The following is a 15,788-nucleotide window of genomic DNA, read 5'->3' as shown; positions in this document are numbered from 1 at the left end:
AGATTGTAAACTATATACCCCATAGGGTATAATAAGGCTGAACATTGGCGAATTCATCGCCATGAATACATGCACCAGGAGGGCTCATTGTGAAACAGCGAATCATTATTGTTGGCGGCGTTGCCGGCGGTGCAAGTGTAGCGACACGGCTCAGGCGATTAAGTGAAGAAAATGAAATTGTCATGTATGAAAAAGGTACTTACATTTCTTTTGCTAATTGCGGGCTGCCGTATTATGTCGGCGGTACCATCCGTGAAAAAGACGCGCTGCTTGTCGAATCGGTTGAGAACATGGTCAAGGAATTCAATATTGAGGTGCACAACAACACAGAAGTGGTTGATGTAGATCCGGAAAAACACGTCATTACGGTAAAAAATGTGTTGAACGGGGAAGAGGCAACGGATCATTACGACCGTTTAATCCTTTCTACTGGCGCAAAACCGATTGTCCCTAAGATCCAGGGACTTGATCACGCAGATAATGTCTTTTCCGTACGGAATATACCGGATGTTGAACGTATAAAAAATTATATCGATGCTCATACAGTGCACAAAGCTGCGGTGATCGGTGGCGGCTTTATTGGGCTGGAAATGACTGAAAACCTTGCCGATCTCGGCTTGGAGGTCACACTGGTTGAAGCGAGTCCGCAAGTGATGGCTCCGCTTGACTTTGAAATGGCGCAATTTGTTCATGAGCAAATTGAACTTCATGGTGTTCAACTCATTTTAAATGATGGTGTAGCGCGTTTTTCCGACAACGGGCATACGGTAGTGCTTAGCAGCGGCAAAGAAATAGACACCGACCTGACCGTGATGGCGATCGGTGTCTTACCCGACAGTACATTGGCGCAAAAAGCTGGTGTGAAGACGGGCATTAAAGGTGCGATTGTTGTTAACGAGCACTTTGAAACAAGTGTTCCGGATATTTTTGCGATTGGCGATGTGATCGAAGTTAAAGATTTTATCACTGGCACACCAACGTTAATTCCACTTGCTGGCCCGGCAAATAGGCAAGGACGGTTTCTCGCAGACTATCTAAACGGATTAGATGCGAAGAATCCGCCTGTGCAGGGAACAGCTGTGGCTAAGGTTTTTGCGCTCACCGTGGCAACCACAGGGAAAAATGAACGCCTTTTGAATCAGACAGGCATTGACTATCAGGTAGTTCATTTACATCCCAATTCCCATGCCGGCTATTATCCCGGCGCAGCACCGATTGAATTGAAAGTGATCTATGATGAACATGGGAAAATTCTCAGTGCGCAAGCCATTGGTACGGAAGGCGTGGACAAACGCATTGACATGATTTCAGCAGTGATGCGTTTAAACGGATCGGTTGAGGATCTTCAGTTGATTGAAGTAGCGTATGCGCCGCCGTATGCATCGGCAAAAGATCCGATCAACTATGCTGGTTATATCGCTGCGGATCAGCGGCAAGGATTAGTGAAGACGATTGAATGGCATGAGGTCGATGCACTGATTGAGAAACAGGCGTATTTCTTGGATGTTCGCGAATCCTTCGAGCTTGCTGCCGGAAAACTTCCTGGCAGTCATCATATTCCACGAGGCGAACTAAGAGGGCGGATGGCGGAGCTTCCCAAGGAACAGCCGATTTACGTTTATTGCTCTGTAGGACTTCGTGGTTATAATGCCGCGCGCATTTTGGCACTAAATGGTTTTGAAGTCTATAATCTTGACGGCGGTTTAAAAACTTATGAACAAGCAAAGTATGAGACGGGTCAGATGAAAACGCAGCCCCATCTGGCAGCCCAAAGTGAGTCGGCTTCAACAACTACGCAGCAAGCATCGCAATGTACAAAAATTGAAGTAGATGCTTGCGGGCTGCAGTGCCCAGGTCCTATTCTCAAGGTCAAGCAATCCATGGAGAAGATGAATAAAGGAGACGTCCTGCAAGTGCAGGCCTCTGATTTTGGTTTTCACAAGGATATTGTTGCTTGGGCAAATGCGACAGGTAATCAATTGCTGACGAATGATATTGTCGGCAATAAGGTGGTTGCGACGCTGGTGAAGGGAGTTAAGGCTAGCCATGACGATGCTGCTCATGCGTTGCAAGCTTCCCCAGAATCTGGCGGTGCAACGACGATGGTGGTTTTTGACGGCGATTTGGATAAAGCAATCGCAACGTTTATTATTGCGACTGGATCGGCTGCGATGGGCAAGCCAGTCACGCTTTTCTTCACCTTCTGGGGGCTAAATATTATTAAGAGGCATGCCAATACAAAAATTAGCAAGTCGGGAACCGACAAACTGTTCAGTATGATGCTGCCGAAGAGCGCGGATCATCTGCCGCTCTCACGGATGAATATGGGTGGCATAGGGCCGAAAATGATAAAAAAGGTCATGGCTGACAAGAATGTTGACAGTCTTGCTGTTATGATCGAGCGTGCAAAACAGCTTGGCGTGAAAATGGTTGCCTGCACGATGAGTATGGATCTCATGGGCGTTGCACGTGAAGAAATTATCGATGGTGTTGAATTCGGCGGTGTGGCCAGCTATTTAGGCGAAGCAGCAAAATCAAATGTGAATCTATTTATTTAATCAGATCAAAACATTGAATAAGCCCCCCCTCTTGATAAGGGTAGGTTATAGATTAAGCGCGTAGGTGCGAAACTACTGCGGGACTGTTCCTATTTGCTTGACTTCAAAAAATAAGTTGAATAATATACCTGTATCGGTATAAAAGGAGGCCGCTTATGGAGTATACATCGCAAATGACCAATCGATTGAAACGGATTGATGGGCAAATCCGCGGAATTATTCACATGATGGAACAGGGAGAAGACTGCCGCAGCGTGGTCACCCAGATGACGGCTGCACGGTCGGCAATGGACCGTGCACTAGGTTTGGTTATTGGAAAGAATCTCGAGAGTTGCTTGCGGCAACAGATTGAAAACGGTGAAGGGTCAGCTGAATCAATCATAAACGAAGCGGTTCAAATGCTGGTGAAAAGCCGTTAAAGGGATCAAGATGAAGTGAGTCCAACGGCGTAAGGAGGAAATCAATCATGAGATGCATGTTCTTTTGCAAACCCAAAATTAAGAAGATAAGCACTTCAGAGCTAAAGGAAGTCTATCTGCCGAGTAAAAAGGGTAACTATTTTCTTGACGTACGTACAAAAGCAGAATTCAGCGGTCGGTCAATTCCGGGTTTTGTCAATATTCCACTGCAAACCCTGAGCAATCATCTCAATAAGATTCCGAAAGAAAAAGAAGTGGTTGTCATTTGTCAAAGCGGTATGAGAAGCTCGGTGGCCTGTAAGCTTTTGAAAAAAGCAGGTTATGAAAAAGTGACTAATGTGCGTGGCGGAATGAATCGCTGGTTTTAATTTTTTATGGGAAAAAATATACCCATATGGGTATATAGATGCGCAGTTTTTGATAAAAAATAAAAAGTTGTTCCAAGGAGGAAAACAGCATGTATGAAGAGTGGACACCCGAAGAGGTCGAGCAACGGATACGCAGTCATGCGCCTGTAAGTATTATTGACGTTCGCGAACCTTTTGAATTTGCTGAGGGGCATATTCCTGGTGCCAAGAATATTTCGGTTAATAAAATCCAGAATCGTCTTGATGAAATCAACAAAAATCAAGAGCACATTATTGTTTGTCATTCTGGAAGCAGAAGCGGTGTGGCTTCTGCCATCTTATCCGCAAGTGGATTTAAGGTGAAGAATATGGTTGGCGGGATGATGAACTGGCACGGACCGATCGAATTTTAAGGAGGGAAACTCAATGAAATATGTAATTATTGGAGGGGTGGCCGGCGGTATGTCGGCAGCAACGCGGCTTCGCCGGTTGAATGAAGAGGCAGAAATTATTGTCTTGGAACGCGGTCCTTATGTTTCTTTTGCCAATTGCGGGCTTCCTTATTTTATTGGTGGTGTGATTAAAGAACGGTCGAAGCTGCTTGTGCAGACGGCAGAAAAGCTGTATCAGCGTTTTCGTCTGGATGTGCGGACGAAAAGCGAAGTCACCCGTATTGATCGAGAACAAAAGAAGGTGCTCATTGATCATAATGGAAAATCTTATGAAGAGACCTACGACGTACTGATTCTCTCAACAGGAGCGCGTCCGATGCGACCGCCAATTGAAGGGATCGACCAAGCCGATCATTTGTTCACGCTGCGCGATGTTCCGGATGCTGAACACATTGTTCAGTACCTGCAGCAGCATAAAGTGGATCACGCGGTAATCATCGGTGCCGGCTTTATCGGCATTGAAATGGCCGAGAATCTGGCGGAACACGGACTTAAAGTGACGATCGTTGAACGAGAGCACCAAGTCCTTCCTCCACTTGATCCAGAAATGGCTATTGTGGTAGAAGCAGAACTGAAAAAGCACGGCATTGAAGTGCTTAAAGGGAAAACCGTCACTGGCTTCGATGAAAATGGAGCGATTCTGGTTCTCGATGATGGCATGCGCAAAAAGACAGATTTGACCCTTTTGTCGGTCGGTGTTGTTCCAGAATCATCCTTAGCTGAGCAAGCAGGCTTAGCGCTTGGCATACGCCGAAGTATATCAGTGAATGATCATCTGCAGACCAGCGATTCAAACATCTATGCCATTGGAGATGCAATAGAGGTTGCTCAAACTGTCGGTGGTCGACCAGCGGTCATTCCGCTCGCTTCTCCGGCAAATCGCCAAGGACGCATGGTTGCCGATATTCTTAGCGGAATGAAACGCAGTTACAAGGGAACTCTGGGTACATCAATAGTGAAAGCCTTTGATTTGTCTGCGGCTGTCACTGGATTGAGTGAGAAACTATTGCAGCGATTCAATATCCCTTACGAGGCACTGCACACGAGTCCGCCGGATCATGCGTCCTATTATCCAGGTAGTGCACAGATGACACTCAAACTGCTCTTTGACCCTGAATCTGGGAAGGTGCTAGGTGCTCAGGCGGTTGGCAAGAAGGGAGTTGATAAGACCATTGATGTACTTGCCACAGCGATTCATGGACAAATGACTGTCAATGATCTGACCGAACTTGAACTTGCCTACGCTCCGCCATTTAACTCGGCCAAGGCTCCGGTTAATTTGATCGGCTATGCTTCAGAAAATCTGTTGGACGGCAATGTGCAGAATGTTCAGTGGAACGAAGTCGATCAACTGGTACAACAAGGCGAAATGCTTATTGATGTTCGGACAGAACAGGAATATGGGAACGGAACTATCCAAGGGGCTGTGAATATCCCTTTAGACGATCTTCGTGAGCGGTTAAGTGAGATTCCGAAAAATCGCGATCTGATTGTGACGTGTCAGGTGGGTCTTCGCGGCTATCTTGCGGCGCGTATTCTTGCTCAGAACGGTTATTCGGTAAAGAATCTGGATGGAGGCTATAAACTGTACAGTAGCGTTTTTCCAGAAATAGTAAAGTAACCAATACAAAAGGTTAACGATCAGTTCGATTGAATTAGTGTTATGAAAGTGAAGGACAAAATTATGGGTTGTCGGACAGGGAAAGCCAGGATCTGTCCGGCTATTTTATTTTTTATGGAGACGAAATTCATTTAATAAACACTTCTATCCCTCTTCTCTTCTTTCTACGGAGATGGTGGTTCTTTTAATAGCAAAAGCGGTCTCAAGGCTGTCCGAATTGTCTCATGTGTAGGTTCAAGTGGACTTTCACCCATTTTGCTTACCTGTAACTAGGTAGTTGCATAGGATAAATGGTCAATAAGAAAATCACTGAGAGGAACATGTGTATGTACCCTAATTCATGCCATCACCATCAATTGCATAATCCAATGCAATGCCACTGGAATAATAACTGGAATTATGATTGGAATCCCCACTATTACGACTGGAACAACCACAACTATAATCCATATGGAAACATCCTATTACAAGATTATGGAACAAGACCATTCGTAGTGAATATTGACCAAGCAACCAAACAAAACAACAATTACCGCACCGCTTTATGGACAGGTAAATATTTTCAAGTAACTTTGATGAGTATTAATGTTGGTGAAGACATAGGTTTGGAAGTCCATCCAACAACTGACCAGTTCATACGGATTGAAGAAGGTCAGGGGCTTGTTCAAATGGGTGATAGCAGAGATAACTTAGATTTTCAAGTTATGGCGTACGATGACTATGCAATTATGATACCTGCAGGAAAATGGCACAATTTAACCAATACAGGTAATCGCCCCCTTAAAGTTTACGTTGTCTATGCCCCACCTGAGCATCCGTATGGTACAGTTCATGAAACGAAAGCTATCGCTCAAGGAACGAGGTAATCAATTTGGCTTTGGAGTATGCAATTAAAAACGTTGTAGCCGTCAAGTAAAAATGAACACTTCTGCTTTTTTTCCAAAGGAAGGCAAGATTAATTTATAATATAACGTCAGGACGCAATCTGGCGAAGAAAAATATCGCCTACATTCTGGATTGTCTTGGGAAAAAGTAATTTTTTGTTGTGACGCATGTATTGGACGAGTGTAAAAGTAGTAGAGATATAATGGTGATGGGGGGAATTGAAGATGAAGAATCATATAAAAGAACAATTATTTGAAAGAAATAGGAAAATTATTGAGATTGTCATTGAACGAGTGAAACGCGATTGTCCTGATACGGTTGCATTAATTGGCGTGTGCGGTTCATTTTATACAGGGCAATTTTATGAAAAATCAGATCTTGATTTGCTGATTGTCATCAATGATGAAAAGGCTTGGGAAATCGCGTCCTGCTTTATTATGGAGGATATCGGTTATGATATTTATTGTTCACCGTGGGAGAAATTAGAACGGATGGCATCCTACGAGCACGTACTTGTATCTCATGTGATCGATGTTGATATTGTTTATTGCGCTGCAGCAGAGTATAAGGAACGCTTTGAAAAGTTGAAACAGCAGGCACTCGCAGTTTTGAAAGCACCTTTGACTCTGGAGATCTATGACAAAGCAGGGTCTCAATTGCAAGAAGCCATGCTAGAATATGCTAATCTTATGCTGGCTGATGAAATGAGTCAGTGTAGATATTATTCTGCAACCATTCTTGATTGTGTCAAGCAAGTGATCTGTTTATTGAACCACAGCTATTTCCGATTCGGTGTTAAAGAGCATTTACATGAGATAATGGAAATGGAGAAAGTACCAGATAACTTTGAAAGACAGTTCAATGATTTGATTCATGCACCGAGTATACAGGATATTAAAGCAGTTGCAACCGACATGATCAAATCGGTTAGACAGCTTCATCGTGAAGTGGGTAAGTCATTTAAAGATCAGCCGCCGATACCAACGGCGGACGCTTTAACAGGTACGTACGAAGAAATATATTCTAACTGGAGAAACAAGGTGTATTCTGCAGCTAAAAGAAATGATGTGCATTTATCACTAATGACAGCTATGTGTTGTCAGCAATTTTATAATGAGATGCATGAGGAATATGGAACTGCAGCAATTAATTTGATGAAAGCGTTCGATCCCTGCAATCTCGAAGAATTTGCAGAAGCTTTTGATCGAATGATGGATGTGTACGCTAACGAATATGTTAAAGTACATAAACCAATAAAAAATTATTCGTCACTGAAAGACTTTGAGAAGGATTATCTTAGTTTATAATCTATTAAGAAATGAGAGCTCATGTAAATCTAAGTTGATGCGGAGATAAAAAAGTGCTATGAATTTGATCAAGTTCATAGCACTTTACTTACTATTGATTAATCTAGGACCGAATCGAAAGCCACCGCTACACGAGCAAAGTAATCAAAATAATAGCGATGCCGGAAATGAGTAACCAGTGGTGCACACCGAGCTGTTCCGCAAATAATCCTGAAAAAATTAGATCAAGAGGCATAGCGAGCGATAATAAGCTTCCGAGCAACGAAAAACGCGGCGCATGTGGCAGCTTGTATTATTGTCATTTTACCGCTATCTTATAAAGAGATAAGCTAACGCAGTACGTTTACTTTCGCAAATAGACCGATAAATTTTAAAAAGTGACCGATAAATCTGCGAAACAGACCGATATTTTTTTCAAAGAGACCGATAAAACTTTCAATAAGATCGATAAAAATAAAAAACAGACCGATAACCCCTGCTCCATCTGCATCAAGCACACGCAGGCAAACCAAACAATCATTAGGAGTACGAAAACATGTCCGAATCCACCACACCTGTAGCGAAAAACCAACAACTCGAAGTCACCTTCACCGATCTAACTCAGGACGGTTCCGGCGTTGCCAAGGTGGACGGCTATACCTTGTTCATACCAGGCGGACTGCCTGGAGAAAAAGCGAAGATCCAAGTCATCAAAACAAAAAAAGGCTACGGCTATGGCCGGCTGCTTGAATTGACCGAGAGCAGCGATCGACGCGCCGAACCGCCTTGTCCATATTATGACCAATGCGGTGGTTGCGCCATCCAGCATATCAGCGCAGAAGGTCAGCTTGCCTACAAACGGGAAATCGTGCGCGACGCACTCGAACGTATCGGCGGATTGAGCGATATCCCTGTCGAACCAACCCTTGGTATGGACGAACCGTGGAGCTACCGCAACAAGATTCAAGTCCCCGTTGCCATGCAAAACGGCAAATTCGCCTTCGGATTTTATAAAAAGCGTAGCCATGACATTGTCGACATGGAACACTGCATGATCACCGATCTGCTCATCGACGACATCGTGCAAACCGCACGCAAGGTTGCTGAAGAAAACAGCATCGTGCCTTATGACGAAGTCAAAAATCGCGGTGTGCTCCGTCACGTCATGGCCCGCGTCGGTAAGAAGACTGGCGAAGTCATGGTCGTCTTCGTCACACGTACTGAAGAACTCCCGCACCGCAAGACGCTGATCCGGGAACTGACTGAGCGCTATCCGCAGATCAAGTCGATCGCTCAGAATATCAATACAAAGCGCACAAACGCGATTTTTGGCGACACAACGAAAACGCTCTGGGGCCGTGACGTGATCTACGACCAAATTGGTGACGTCACCTTCGCAATCTCCGCGCGCTCCTTCTTCCAAGTCAACCCGACCCAAACCGAAGTGCTGTACGGCAAAGCACTCGAATTCGCCGGGCTCACCGGAAAAGAAACCGTGATTGACGCATACTGCGGCATCGGTACAATTTCCCTGTTCCTTGCCAAACAAGCAAAACACGTTTATGGCGTCGAAATTGTCCCCGAGGCCATCGAAGACGCAAAAAAGAACGCCGAGCTCAACAAAATCACAAACGCCACCTTCGAAGTTGGCAAATCGGAAGATGTTATCCCAAACTGGCGTGACCAGGGCATTGAACCAAATGTCATCGTCGTCGATCCACCGCGCAAAGGGTGCGACGCATCGCTCATCGGCACCATGATCGCCATGCAGCCAGAGCGGATTGTCTACGTTTCCTGTAATCCGGCAACACTCGCGCGCGATCTCAAACTGCTTACTGCAGGCGGGTACCAGGTGAAGAAAGTACAGCCTGTGGATATGTTTCCGCAGACAATGCACGTCGAGTGCGTGGTATTGATGTCTAGGGTGGATATAGAAAAGTAAATAGACAAGCCTTCTATAGGTTCTGAATGAACTTGTGGGAGGCTTTATGACTTTATAAGGTAATATTTTGAATGGTTTATAATATGGGTTATTATGGAGGTGCTGTATGACAACGTCTGATATGATTAAAGAATTATGCAGGCAATTGAATATAAGTATTGCAGAGTTATCCAGACGCGTTGGTCAGACATCGCAGAATTTCAATAAGAAATTAAAAAACGAGAGACTGTTTCGTTAGAGGAACTACTAGCAATAGCAGATGCATTAGGTATTACCTATGAACAAGCTTTTACTTTACCAGAAGGTGTTCAAATAAAAATAAGTAATATGAGTAGGATTGGAGGTTAAGATATAGCGATTGAAAAAAAGACAATAGGAGACCTGAAAGGCCTTAGGTTTTTCGTACCTTCATACCAACGAGGGTATCGTTGGACAGAATTTGACGTATCAGCTTTACTTGATGATGTGGCTGAATTTTCCGTCGAAGGCGATAAAAGATACTGTATTCAGGCACTTATAGTGAAGAAACGCGATGATGGCTCGTTCGAAGTGGTAGACGGCCAGCAGCGCCTTACTACTATTTATATTTTTATGAAAATTGCTGCACAAGAAATTCGCTCTGCAGTGCCTCCTTTTGAATTGAACTACGAAACACGTAAAAATAGTGGTTCCTTTTTAAAGACTTTATCGGATGAAACCAACTTTGATGATTCAAATATTGATTTCTATTATATGGGTCGGGCCTATAGCAATATGAATAAATGGCTTGAATCCCAACCTGATAAGTCTGTTGCTATTCAAGAACTTAATACCAAAATTAGGAAAAGTGTGTTCTTTATATGGTACGAGCTCCTACATGATATTGACCCGATTGCAATGTTCACAAAAGTGAATCTGGGAAAAATCCCCCTCACCAACGCGGAACTCATTAAAGCCTTGATTCTTAACCAAGATAATTTCGGCACAGATGCAAGCAAGCGGCAAACTGAGATTTCCATAGCGTGGGACAGGATAGAGCAAGGGTTGCGTGATGATTCCTTTTGGTATTTCCTCAACGAAAAAGAACAAAGCGGCACTCGCATTGATATGCTGTTTGATTTGCTTGCAAAGGACTATAACGCAATTGCACAGAATCCGATATCTACCAGTCAAAACTACTTCCCGTTTTTGGTTTTCTCAGCAGCTCTAAAAAACGCAAAAGAAAAAGAAGAATTTGTCAATGCCCTTTGGAGTGATGTTGAAAAATTGTATGCTGAATTCCGCGATTGGTATAATGACTTAAACAAATATCACATAATTGGTTATCTAATAGCTAATGGCACAACGATTACCGAGATTTTTTCACTTACACGCGGTAAACGAAAAAATGCGGTTAACACAGCGTTGCTCGCAAAGTCTAAAATTAAGTACGATGATTTAAATATGCTCGCTCTTGATACAACTGCCCATAAGAAAAGAATCCGCCAGTTGCTCTTACTTTTTAACATCGCAACACTTGTATGTAAAAGTGAAAAACAATATCGCTTTCCGTTTGATATTTATAAGCGTGAACAATGGGATATTGAACATATCCATGCAACTGCAGATGAAACAGATGACGCAGATGATAGCCTAGGTAACCTTGCCCTGCTCGACTGTCACACAAATCGCAGTTATAAGGAAGCACAATTCATAGACAAACGTAAGATAATCATTGAACGTGAATCCAAGGGTCTTTTTGTGCCACTGTGTACAAAAAACGTTTTCTTGAAAGTGTATTCGAAAAATCTTAATGATATGGATTTATGGAACGAAAAAGACAAAACAGAGTATGTTTCCGCTATAAAACAAACACTAGATACATTCTTCAACGAGAGGTCAGTATAATGAGCGAACAAACACTTGATACCCTATTTGAATTACTTGATGAATATCAGGTTGAAGTGCCAATTGTCCAGCGGGATTATGCCCAAGGACGACAAGATACCCATGCAGAAACTGTGCGTTCGAATTTGCTTATTGATATGCGAGCCGCTATTTTGGAGGAAACACAACCACTTGACCTTAACTTCGTATATGGAAAAGCTGAAGGTAAAAAATTCATACCAATTGATGGACAACAGCGGCTAACAACACTCTTTTTGTTACATTTATATGCTTTTCGCAATGACGAAACCAAAACTCCTATCTTACATAAATTTACATATGAAACTCGTATAACATCCCGTGAATTTTTGAAAAAGCTGATTGAGAACCGTGCTGATGTTTTTGCGGCTGGAACAAGTCCATCCGAGGAGATTGAGGATTCGGAGTGGTTTGTTTCAGACTGGATGCATGATCCGACGATCAGATCCGCTCTTGTTATGCTCGATGATATACAGGCAACATTTGGTGATATAGACCACCTTGCTGAAAAAATGATTGGCGTGGGGAGTGAACCGCTTGTTTTTAAGTTTTTTGAAATGCAGGATCTTGGTATGGAGGACAGCTTATATATTAAATTGAATGCTCGTGGGAAACCGCTGACAGAATTTGAGAATTTCAAAGCACGATTATTAAGCAGAATGAAAAAGTTGGAATTATCATATATTGATAAGTTCGAGCTTTGTTTTGACCGCGATTGGACTGACCTTTTTTGGGCCGAACACAAAGAAGATTTTGACCAAACGTATTATGCTTTCTTCGGTGTTCTGTTAATGAACAATGGAATAATTCAGGACGACAAGAATTGGGCGAACACCCTTGACTATAGCAAAATTAGTGCAGAGGTGTTTGAAACGGCATTTTATACACTTAACTTCTTATGTGAAAATCATAATTATAAAGATGTAAGCCCTTTGATTTTTAGTGCGTTAACTGAAGGTCGAACTTATGCTAATCGTGTTTTGTTTCATGCTGTAACAACGTATTTGTTTAAGGCAAAGGGTATAGATAACGGTTCATTGAAACAATGGCTACGGATAATTAAAAACCTCACGCTTAACAGCACAATAGATGTTTCCAACTTATACCGCAATACAATTGAAAGCATTAATGTCCTTGCTGAAAACTGGGATACCTTGCTCGCATATTTCTCGACTAAGGGTAAAGTTATAGGTTTTAATCAACAACAAATAGCAGAGGAGCAAGAAAAGGCACAGATAATTATAGTTGATATGAGTTTTGCGCAAGAAATCTACAAAGCAGAACAACACCGTTATTTCAGTGGGCAGATTCGTTCCGCACTTTACCTTGCAAAGAGTAATGACGGCAAATATGAAAAAGAACAATTTATAAAATATTGGGACAAAATATCTGCCTTATTTGACGATGCCAAACCAAGACATGGGCATTTATTACGCTGTGCACTACTTACTTTTGGTGATTACACACTCCCAGTAAGTCAATTTAAAACATTGTGTGTTGATGATCCAAACGAAGCTGCAAACACTCCAAGTTTGAAATCATTGTTTGCTAATTGTGGTAATGTTGTTAGACAACTACTTGACACACTTAACCCTAATACTGATATACAAGCACAACTGAAAGGGATCATTGCAAAATTGTCGGTGTCTAAAAAAGATTGGAGGTATTGTTTAATACACTATCCACAGTTGTTTAAATGGATGAGTGTGTCTCACTTGCGACTACGCGTCCTTCAAAACGAAATGCACCTCATACAAAATAAATGGTCAAACGGCTATAATTATGTACTTTTTCTTTCAGCATTGCACGAGGAATTGAAAAACCGTAACTTAGAGTCACTATTTGATGGCGAATTGGGAATTTATGTTCAACACTACCTTTATGTAAATGGGTATACCATAAGTTTTAGTAATGGGAAATTCAACGTTACAAATGGAGCTAATAAAATTGTATTTGAATCACAATCAGATGACCCTATTTCCGAAACGGCAGAATTTCTATCTAAATGATTTTGCCGATTTCCGAGTGGCTCTCGCCCATTGAAAGTACATTATCTCGGACGAAAAGGAAATCTCTCGCTGCGAGTATTCGGCAGAGTATGTTAAAAGGAGTGCAAGCGATGTGGCAACAAGGGATAATGAAGAACGCACAAAGTGGTGTAATCATTAAACATTAAGGCTCTTCGTCATTTTCTGTGAAATGTAAATAGTTTCGGGCATGAAAAAACTCGTGAATTCCTGTCAATACTTTGGATAACCACAGCCCAAAGGGAGTGACGCGTTATGAAAAACGAGCGTGTGTATAAGATGGCATTTTCGAGGGTCTACCCGCTACTCGTCCAAAAGGCGGAGCGAAAAGGGCGCACCAAATTTGATGTCGATACTGTGATTTGTTGGCTGACGGGGTATGATCATTTCAGCTTGCAAGCACAAATTGTGAAGAATATTGATTACGAAACGTTCTTTGACGAAGCCCCACAGATAAATCCGAATGCCGCCAAAATTTCAGGCGTGATTTGTGGGCATCGCGTCGAAGAAATCGAAGATCCTCTTATGCAGAAAATCAGGTGGCTTGATAAATTGGTTGACGAATTAGCAAAAGGCAAGCCAATGGAGAAAGTCTTGAGGAGCTGAGGGCGGAACGGCAATAAACTTCGCAAGATGCTCGGTGACAAAGATGCAGCATGACACAGCCGGTTACTCCGACTTATTGAAAGCCAGAGCAATGCGACTGTATGCAGGTGGTGTATCGACTACTCCGAACAGCACTTTAAGCATGCGATAAGTGTTAAAAAAGCAATTTGGGGGATAAAGTTTTTGATCGGGTATCCCATGAGAGGATTTGAATTTAAATATGATCGATAATTTTTGGCGTGATTTATCACGACCTTTTTTTGTACTGGCACCAATGGAAGAGGTGACTGATGTTGTTTTTCGCCATGTAGTGAGTGCAGCAGCTAGACCTGATGTGTTTTTTACAGAGTTTACAAACACGGAGAGTTATTGTCACCCAGAGGGGATCAATAGTGTGCGCGGGCGTCTGACTTTTACAGAGGACGAACAGCCTATTGTAGCCCAAATATGGGGGGATAAGCCTGAATGCTTTCGACAGATGAGTATTGGTCTGGCGAAGCAAGGGTTTAGCGGTGTGGATATCAATATGGGCTGCCCGGTGCCTAATGTGACGGCGAATGGGAAGGGAAGCGGCCTTATCCTACGTCCCGAAGTCGCAGCAGACTTAATACAAGCATCCAAAGCAGGGGGATTGCCCGTAAGTGTGAAGACAAGGCTTGGTTACACTGATGTAGACGAATGGCACAACTGGCTAACACACATATTGAAACAAGACATTGCTAATCTTACCATTCATCTACGTACAAAAAAGGAAATGAGCCAAGTAGATGCTCATTGGGAACTAATCCCGGAAATTAAGAAACTTCGTGACCAGGTGGCACCAGATACACTTTTGACGATCAACGGCGATGTCCCTGACCGTCAAACCGGCTTGAAACTCGCTGATCAATATGGTGTTGATGGAATTATGATTGGGCGTGGTATTTTTACAAATCCATTCGCCTTTGAAAAGGAACCGAAAGATCATAATAGTAAGGAACTGCTTGAACTCTTAAGGTTGCATTTGGATCTCCATGATCAATATTCGGAAAAATTAGAGCTACGTCCGTTTACAGCTCTTCATCGCTTTTTTAAGATCTATGTCCGTGGTTTCCGAGGGGCAAGTGAATTAAGAAATCAATTGATGAGCACAAAGTCAACAAATGAAGTGCGTGCATTGCTTGATAACTTTGTTAGGTAACGAGACACATTAGCTTAATTTAACTATGATCTAGGGTTTGGTAGAAGATTTTTTCGGATCATGGTATCCAGAGGACGAAATAATCTAATGAAATATATCTATTTTAATGGAAACCAAGTCTTTCATCACCGACATTGTGAGGTGGAGGGAATAGCGAAAAGCAAAAGGGGGTGACACTTTATGAAAAATGAGCGCGTGTACAAGATGGCGTTTTCGAGTGTCTACCCGCTACTCGTCCAAAAGGCGGAGCGCAAAGGACGCACCAAATTAGATGTTGATACTGTGATTTGTTGGCTGACAGGATATGACGATTCGGGCTTGCAAGCGCAAATTGTGAAGAATATTGATTACGAAACCTTCTTTAGCGAAGCGCCACGGATAAACCCGAACGCCTCCAAAATTTCAGGCGTGATTTGCGGGCATCGTGTTGAGGAAATCGAAGACCCGCTCATGCAGAAAATCAGGTGGCTTGACAAACTGGTTGACGAATTAGCAAAAGGCAAGCAAATGGAGAAGATTTTGAGAAGCTGACGGGGAACCTTGCCAACGGAGATGGAATTCTGGTAATTTTTATACAGTTA

The 15,788-nt window shown here is 42.8% G+C and carries 15 protein-coding genes; 14 read left to right on the top strand and 1 reads right to left on the bottom strand.

What is annotated here, in order from left to right; genetic code table 11:
• The first annotated feature begins 89 nt into the window (after window positions 1–89).
• The 7 genes from P343_RS32880 (at window position 90) to P343_RS32850 (ending at window position 7,589) form a co-directional block, all read left to right on the top strand.
• Window positions 90–2,558 (top strand): FAD-dependent oxidoreductase, encoded by a 2,469-nt coding sequence (locus tag P343_RS32880; protein WP_023511150.1) that lies wholly within the window; start codon window positions 90–92, stop codon window positions 2,556–2,558.
• 155 nt (window positions 2,559–2,713) lie between these two features.
• The gene (locus P343_RS32875) at window positions 2,714–2,977 is read left to right on the top strand and encodes a metal-sensitive transcriptional regulator (protein WP_023511149.1); all 264 of its coding nucleotides are present in this window, start codon (window positions 2,714–2,716) and stop codon (window positions 2,975–2,977) included.
• A 47-nt stretch (window positions 2,978–3,024) separates the two neighbouring features.
• Window positions 3,025–3,345, top strand: coding sequence for a rhodanese-like domain-containing protein (locus tag P343_RS32870; protein ID WP_023511148.1), 321 nt, complete (start codon window positions 3,025–3,027; stop codon window positions 3,343–3,345).
• 89 nt (window positions 3,346–3,434) lie between these two features.
• Window positions 3,435–3,737 (top strand): rhodanese-like domain-containing protein, encoded by a 303-nt coding sequence (locus P343_RS32865; RefSeq protein WP_023511147.1) that lies wholly within the window; start codon window positions 3,435–3,437, stop codon window positions 3,735–3,737.
• Between the two features lie 13 nt (window positions 3,738–3,750).
• Window positions 3,751–5,397 (top strand): FAD-dependent oxidoreductase, encoded by a 1,647-nt coding sequence (locus tag P343_RS32860; RefSeq protein WP_023511146.1) that lies wholly within the window; start codon window positions 3,751–3,753, stop codon window positions 5,395–5,397.
• A gap of 326 nt (window positions 5,398–5,723) precedes the next feature.
• Entirely contained in the window at window positions 5,724–6,263 is a 540-nt protein-coding gene (locus tag P343_RS32855) for a cupin domain-containing protein (RefSeq protein ID WP_023511145.1), read from the top strand.
• 243 nt (window positions 6,264–6,506) lie between these two features.
• A complete protein-coding gene (locus P343_RS32850; RefSeq protein WP_023511144.1) occupies window positions 6,507–7,589 on the top strand; it encodes a nucleotidyltransferase domain-containing protein in 1,083 nt (360 codons plus the stop codon).
• A gap of 329 nt (window positions 7,590–7,918) precedes the next feature.
• On the opposite strand, the gene P343_RS37245 is transcribed toward P343_RS32850, so the two are convergent.
• The gene (locus tag P343_RS37245) at window positions 7,919–8,086 is read right to left on the bottom strand and encodes a hypothetical protein (RefSeq protein WP_168371038.1); all 168 of its coding nucleotides are present in this window, start codon (window positions 8,084–8,086) and stop codon (window positions 7,919–7,921) included.
• A gap of 38 nt (window positions 8,087–8,124) precedes the next feature.
• Between P343_RS37245 and rlmD the strand changes: the two genes are divergently transcribed.
• From rlmD to P343_RS32810, 7 genes are all read left to right on the top strand, one after another.
• Window positions 8,125–9,510 (top strand): 23S rRNA (uracil(1939)-C(5))-methyltransferase RlmD, encoded by a 1,386-nt coding sequence (gene rlmD / locus P343_RS32840; RefSeq protein WP_023511142.1) that lies wholly within the window; start codon window positions 8,125–8,127, stop codon window positions 9,508–9,510.
• A 106-nt stretch (window positions 9,511–9,616) separates the two neighbouring features.
• The gene (locus P343_RS37885; protein ID WP_479692456.1) at window positions 9,617–9,748 is read left to right on the top strand and encodes a helix-turn-helix domain-containing protein; all 132 of its coding nucleotides are present in this window, start codon (window positions 9,617–9,619) and stop codon (window positions 9,746–9,748) included.
• A gap of 113 nt (window positions 9,749–9,861) precedes the next feature.
• The gene (locus P343_RS32830; RefSeq protein ID WP_084297836.1) at window positions 9,862–11,376 is read left to right on the top strand and encodes a DUF262 domain-containing protein; all 1,515 of its coding nucleotides are present in this window, start codon (window positions 9,862–9,864) and stop codon (window positions 11,374–11,376) included.
• On the top strand, window positions 11,376–13,403 hold the full coding sequence (locus tag P343_RS32825; protein WP_023511140.1) for a DUF262 domain-containing protein: 2,028 nt from the start codon (window positions 11,376–11,378) through the stop codon (window positions 13,401–13,403). The genes P343_RS32830 and P343_RS32825 overlap by 1 nt, the downstream gene beginning before the upstream one ends.
• Before the next feature lie 273 nt (window positions 13,404–13,676).
• Window positions 13,677–14,027, top strand: a complete 351-nt coding sequence (locus P343_RS32820) for a DUF2200 domain-containing protein (protein ID WP_023511139.1) — start codon at window positions 13,677–13,679, stop codon at window positions 14,025–14,027.
• 220 nt (window positions 14,028–14,247) lie between these two features.
• The gene (locus P343_RS32815) at window positions 14,248–15,207 is read left to right on the top strand and encodes a tRNA dihydrouridine synthase (protein ID WP_023511138.1); all 960 of its coding nucleotides are present in this window, start codon (window positions 14,248–14,250) and stop codon (window positions 15,205–15,207) included.
• Between the two features lie 180 nt (window positions 15,208–15,387).
• Window positions 15,388–15,738 carry a DUF2200 domain-containing protein gene (locus P343_RS32810; protein ID WP_023511137.1) on the top strand — a complete coding sequence of 117 codons (351 nt, stop codon included), beginning with the start codon at window positions 15,388–15,390 and terminating at the stop codon, window positions 15,736–15,738.
• The last annotated feature ends 50 nt before the right edge of the window (window positions 15,739–15,788 follow it).

The organism is Sporolactobacillus laevolacticus DSM 442 (genome assembly GCF_000497245.1).
Lineage (GTDB): Bacteria > Bacillota > Bacilli > Bacillales > Sporolactobacillaceae > Sporolactobacillus > Sporolactobacillus laevolacticus.
The sequence above is the reverse complement of the archived record's forward strand: the minus strand, read 5'-3'. Positions and strand labels throughout refer to the sequence as shown.

Excerpts from the sequence above, each read along its gene's own strand:
- P343_RS32875 (WP_023511149.1), top strand. The coding sequence starts at position 2,714 with ATGGAGTATACATCGCAAATGACCAATCGATTGAAACGGATTGATGGG.
- P343_RS32870 (WP_023511148.1), top strand. The coding sequence starts at position 3,025 with ATGAGATGCATGTTCTTTTGCAAACCCAAAATTAAGAAGATAAGCACT.
- P343_RS32865 (WP_023511147.1), top strand. The coding sequence starts at position 3,435 with ATGTATGAAGAGTGGACACCCGAAGAGGTCGAGCAACGGATACGCAGT.
- P343_RS32860 (WP_023511146.1), top strand. The coding sequence starts at position 3,751 with ATGAAATATGTAATTATTGGAGGGGTGGCCGGCGGTATGTCGGCAGCA.
- P343_RS32855 (WP_023511145.1), top strand. The coding sequence starts at position 5,724 with ATGTACCCTAATTCATGCCATCACCATCAATTGCATAATCCAATGCAA.
- P343_RS32850 (WP_023511144.1), top strand. The coding sequence starts at position 6,507 with ATGAAGAATCATATAAAAGAACAATTATTTGAAAGAAATAGGAAAATT.
- rlmD (WP_023511142.1), top strand. The coding sequence starts at position 8,125 with ATGTCCGAATCCACCACACCTGTAGCGAAAAACCAACAACTCGAAGTC.
- P343_RS37885 (WP_479692456.1), top strand. The coding sequence starts at position 9,617 with ATGACAACGTCTGATATGATTAAAGAATTATGCAGGCAATTGAATATA.
- P343_RS32825 (WP_023511140.1), top strand. The coding sequence starts at position 11,376 with ATGAGCGAACAAACACTTGATACCCTATTTGAATTACTTGATGAATAT.
- P343_RS32820 (WP_023511139.1), top strand. The coding sequence starts at position 13,677 with ATGAAAAACGAGCGTGTGTATAAGATGGCATTTTCGAGGGTCTACCCG.
- P343_RS32815 (WP_023511138.1), top strand. The coding sequence starts at position 14,248 with ATGATCGATAATTTTTGGCGTGATTTATCACGACCTTTTTTTGTACTG.
- P343_RS32810 (WP_023511137.1), top strand. The coding sequence starts at position 15,388 with ATGAAAAATGAGCGCGTGTACAAGATGGCGTTTTCGAGTGTCTACCCG.